Genomic DNA, 4,796 nt, shown 5'->3' with positions numbered 1-4,796 from the left:
GTCGGAGAACTTCCTGAAATAGTTCAGACCGACAGCATTCGCCTTCAGCGCTGCGGACAGTGTGTGGACGTTGTCGACTAACGGACGGCCCCAGAACGCCACCTGGATTCCGGCGGCATAGGCTTTTTCCTCCTCGATTTGCTCGATGGACATTTTTTCGGGAGCATTCTGCGCCGACGCCATCGGAGCGAATGCCATGAGAGCGGCTACGAGCACATATAGATGTTTCATTACGAGCGATCTCCTGTCCGGTGTGAGTTCTGTAACCACGACCACCAGAGCGGCGGCGAAGGGGAGTAGCTTCCTGGCGGGATATGGCAATCGGCGTCGCCGACGGTATCGAATGATCCTGCCCACAGCTATTGCTTCACCACATTTCCGGCCTCGGAGATGATTTTAGGATTCGCGCCAAGGGAAATGGTGTAGCTGAAACGGGCGACGCCTTGCGCTTGCTTGTTCCTCGGGATGCTTCGCACCATCCAGTCATAGACGCCCGAAACCATGCAGGCCCCATTGGCGCACGTTACCATCACGGAATCGTTGCGGATTTGGTATGCCCGTTCGGGCCAACGTTTGAAGTAGTCTCTTTTGTCAGCGAGCACCTCGCCCAAGCTTCTCTGCTTTCCGTAGTAGGAGACGGTATCCGCATAAAGGTTTGCGACGACCTGAAGGGATGAAGATGGATCGCTGCTGTCTTGTTCGATCAAACTCCGAACCACGTTGATGGCTGCCTCTCTGAGGTCTTCATCTGGCGCGCCGGGTGGAGGTGCGGATGTTTCGGCCGAAGCAGCGCTATTATCGACGGCGATTTTTGAACCGCCGTGGCAAAGGACCTGAACCACAGAAGGGCTGACCTTTTCGGATAGGTCGGCCGTGGAAAATGGCTTGGCGTCGGCGACCGGATCGGCGGTTTCAAACGGAATATTCCGGCTTTGAAGGAACAATTCGATGACGTTGGACCGAATGGCGAAATTGACGTTCTGTACGTCTATCCCGGTCGCATTCTTGAAGCTGGAGCCGAGCACCGCTGTCGAGACGCCGACGATAGACCCCCATTGATCGACCACGGGGCCACCGGAGTTCCCCGGCTGTAGGGGAGTGGATACCTGCAGGTAGCGGGTGTCATTTTCCAAACCCACGAGGGAATTTATGTTCCCGGTGGTGACCTTGACGGAGTCAGAAAGCACGCCGGTCAGCGGAAAGCCGTAGGCGGCAATATCTTCACCGAGCCGAGGCTGAGAGCGGCGAAGCGGTAAAAACGGCTTGCTTCCACCCTCGCCAATCCTGAACGCGGCAAGGTCGTTTTGCTTGTCAATAGCCAGGTCGCTCCCATCCCCCACGCGGGGAATGCTGACGCTTGTGCACCCTTCTACGACATGGGCATTGGTAACCACCCAGCCCTGATCGTTCACAAAAAAACCCGTCCCTGAGGCGGAGATGTCATCCGCGATGGCGGTTTGTGTGCCCACCCCAAAGGCCATTGTAATGTAAACGGCAGACAAAGCCGTCTGGATATTCAACTTCATCACCCTAGCCATTCGCCAAAAACCCGAGAAAAGTAAGCAGCGAATGTATCTCGGTTGCAAGCTAAACATCACGTCGCGATAAACGTCAGGCGAAACACATTCACCAGTGGTTAGCAGGTGCGGACGTTCCTTGCTCCCTTCTGGCTGGCTACCCCCAAAATCCGTCTCCGCTGAGATATCGAAGTGCTCTCTCTTAGCTCGTTCGCGGTCAAAACAGAGCATATCTCCTGCCCTCGTCTGAGATTGGCTCAATTCCCAGCTCGCCCAGAAACAGGTGCAATGCCGTACGAAAATCGTCGCTGTCGGGAGCATCCAAATGAGCTGCTACCGCCCGTACGTAGTTTGCATCCTCTGAGGAGGTCACCATGACAGGATGTCCAACCGACACTTCCTGAGCCTGGACATGGTCGAGATAGTGTTGAAGCGATTTTGGGTTTTTGTGACCTAAGAGCTTTCGCGCAAATTCGAGTACGTTATTGGACTGCCATGAACTGCCGTTAATGGCTCGCTCACGCATATAGATGTCTCTCACGACCTCTTGGCAGAATGCGGCGCGGAACCTGTGAAATGTACCATTAATTTCTAGCTCTTTAAAGATCTTGTTGTAGAAATTTCCCATAGCCTCTTGGGAGAGCGCTCCATTTTTGTAAGATAAGAAAACATTCGGCGGTGGTTTCTTGTTTTTCTTTAGAAAACGAGCCTCGACCAATTCCTGACGGGTCGTGCAGATATAATCGACTATTTCCTCACATAGCTCGATAGGAATGGCAATAGTGGTCCAATCGCCTCCCTTGTTTGTGACTTCGCAGTAGATGAAAGTGCGGTGATCATCCCGCATATGCTGCAGTGTTTGTAAGATGATAAATTTGTTTTCGGCACGGAGGTGACCGTCAAGTACGGCAGTATAATTCTCAATCTTTCGGAACGCGGCTTCCTTTTTCAAGCTATTGAAAAGTTGCGGAACCAATAGTCCAGAGATTCCGACACCCCGAGATCCACTGTATCGTGCCAAGCATCCAATGAGGTAATAGGTATGAGCTCGATTTTGGTCATATTGATCGAGGGCTTTGGTCAAGATTTCAGCAGACTCTTCCGGAGAAGGGGTACCTAGCCTTTTCTTTGGCTTTGCCGCTCCGGAACGACTGAAATTTATCTCTGCTTTTGCTAAAGATCGATGGGGGCGAGGTAGAAGAGTTTCTTTGATCTCCGCGAGAGTAATCCCACGGAAGCTTCGCAACTTCTGCCCACGCCTGTTTTGCCAAAAGTCGTAGAAGCTCACTATGACCCGAAATTTGTGCAGATTGGTTTCAGTCCGAACAACAGCTGAATTCTTATCCAAGGATACGACGTTGCCGGCTCGTTGTCCGCCACCGAGGAGAAAGTTTCGGAGATGCCTTTCATCCGCCTCGAATATCGGAACCTTTTTCAACCTCAGATAATCGTACCACTGGTTGAGTATATGCCCTTCCTTCTCCGTCGTGCGCCATGCGTCACCAATTCGAATGGCATTCTCCAAGAGATACGCCTGAATAGGGATCACGACCCCGTCTTCGTCGTTTATCGAGCGCGACAGCTTCTTGGTTGGGATGCCGTCAATTCGGCAGTCGGAGGGTGCCATACTGAGGCGGGTCAAGGAGAAACTAGGTCCAGCGCTCATGGGAATGTCACCCTAGAAAGCGCTTCATTCTTTGGATCCGCGCGAACCAAGGCATCCCGAAGTTCCATCACGCTCCATATTAACTCAGTGTTTTGCTGTATGAGGGCTTGGTTGTGCCGCTTCAGCGCTTGGGTTGAGTTCGGTCGCGCCACCCTGCCTAGGAATGGTTTGGCATGCTGCTGCAATTTCCAATAGGAAGCAACTAAATCACCGTACAAGCCGTCACGCTTGGTGATGTTGTTGCTCTTCCATCGAAAAATCCCTTTTGGGATATCCTCCCAAGCAGCCAATTTCATCAGGCTGACGGGCCAAAATTGCTCGCCTCGCGCCTTATTCTTTTGCCAGCATTTTAGAGTTGCTGACATCTCTTCGATTTTCCTTTCGAAGGATGCTCGTGTCGCTGCGGTCTTCTCCTCCCCGTAAAGTCGTTTGGCTCTCGTCATGGGCGATCTCTATGCGTACTCTCGTATCAGCCCGATACGTTCGCTGATAATTGAAGCTTGGCCGGATGTTGAATTGGAAAGGGCCAGCTCTGCGTCCCGGGCCTCCTTTTCCCAGCGGGGTGCCATTGTGGGCAGCGCAGCTCGAAGTGGGCAAACGAGACATCCAGTGTCCTCCGCATGGGTGAAATCGGGCCCGGTGGCATCAGCGCTCGATTGACCGGTTAGTTGTCGCCGTAGCTCCAGGCATCGAGCTGCGCACCGATGATTTGAGATGTCATCAGGGCCTGTTCCCCACCCGCAGAGGCTATGACCCTCTGGGTGCACCTGAAGTGAGGTCGTAGCGACGAGATCAGACAATGCTTTGTCGAATGACGGGGAACTCGTTTGCCCGCCAGTGACCTGAATGCCTGGGAGGAATTGCTTCTTAAGGGCTTCCACTTGCGCCGTTATGCGCTTGCCAAGTGTGCCATCCAGCTTTTCACCTTTTGCAATTCCCGTTAGCACCCATAAAACGAACTCTGATTTGCTGGATTCGAAATCGGTTTTGCGCTCTGCTCTACTCTTCAGCGCCGCCGCGAGCTTTTCATCGCGCATTCGAAGGCCTTCAGCAGCCTCCATCTCGATATATCCGCGCGTCGTTTCAGGATTGAAGTGACGGTAATGATACGTAAGCGCAGTCAGATTTGGAAATGCATAGCGCCAGAAATAGGTTACGCCGAAAAATTTCCGGAACTGGTGCGGGCTAAATTTCCAGGTAGTCCCGTTCTCTAGCGGCGGGACACGAAAGTAATCGGGAACAGATCTAGCCCTTGATCTAGATCCAAATGACACATTTCTTCTTAATACGGGACACCAAAAATCATACAATCGTTTCGAAGTCCGATTTCCCAGGGACTTTATTGATTGAACTATTTCCACCGCCTTCACTACCGACTCTGGTATTGGAATCCTTTGTACGGCTCGTACGTTTTTGGCGATCAGACAATTTAGCCAAGGCATGCCTGATTCATCCCGAAAAATGCAGTTGATTGTGGTCCTGTGGATTTCATCGTCACGACGGGCGGAAAATGCCGCATGAACCGCACCGGGTTTGCCGGAGGCTGTTTGGTTTAAGTTACGCGGCCATGGCTGGCTCGTCCAGCATAGCGTAATGCTGCTCCTCGGCCTCGG

Annotated in this window: 4 protein-coding genes and 1 pseudogene; all 5 read right to left on the bottom strand. The window is 52.5% G+C overall.

From position 1 onward, the window contains the following. Positions 1-231 (bottom strand): annotated as a pseudogene (locus C8K44_RS27065) (hypothetical protein); the annotation flags it as partial. A 128-nt stretch (positions 232-359) separates the two neighbouring features. After that, on the bottom strand, positions 360-1,526 hold the full coding sequence (locus C8K44_RS27060) for a serine protease (RefSeq protein WP_158282820.1): 1,167 nt from the start codon (positions 1,524-1,526) through the stop codon (positions 360-362). Positions 1,527-1,734: 208 nt separating this feature from the next. Then, positions 1,735-3,183: a site-specific integrase gene (locus C8K44_RS27055; RefSeq protein WP_109578842.1), complete on the bottom strand. Its 1,449-nt coding sequence runs from the start codon at positions 3,181-3,183 to the stop codon at positions 1,735-1,737. Beyond that, positions 3,180-3,626: a hypothetical protein gene (locus C8K44_RS27050; protein ID WP_109578841.1), complete on the bottom strand. Its 447-nt coding sequence runs from the start codon at positions 3,624-3,626 to the stop codon at positions 3,180-3,182. Before C8K44_RS27050 ends, C8K44_RS27055 begins: the two co-directional genes overlap by 4 nt. 9 nt (positions 3,627-3,635) lie before the next feature. Beyond that, the coding region (locus tag C8K44_RS27815) for a hypothetical protein (RefSeq protein WP_210206246.1) at positions 3,636-4,796 on the bottom strand (1,161 nt) is incomplete at its 5' end.

This window comes from Aminobacter sp. AP02, assembly GCF_003148805.1.
Lineage (GTDB): Bacteria > Pseudomonadota > Alphaproteobacteria > Rhizobiales > Rhizobiaceae > Aminobacter.
The sequence above is the reverse complement of the archived record's forward strand: the minus strand, read 5'-3'. Positions and strand labels throughout refer to the sequence as shown.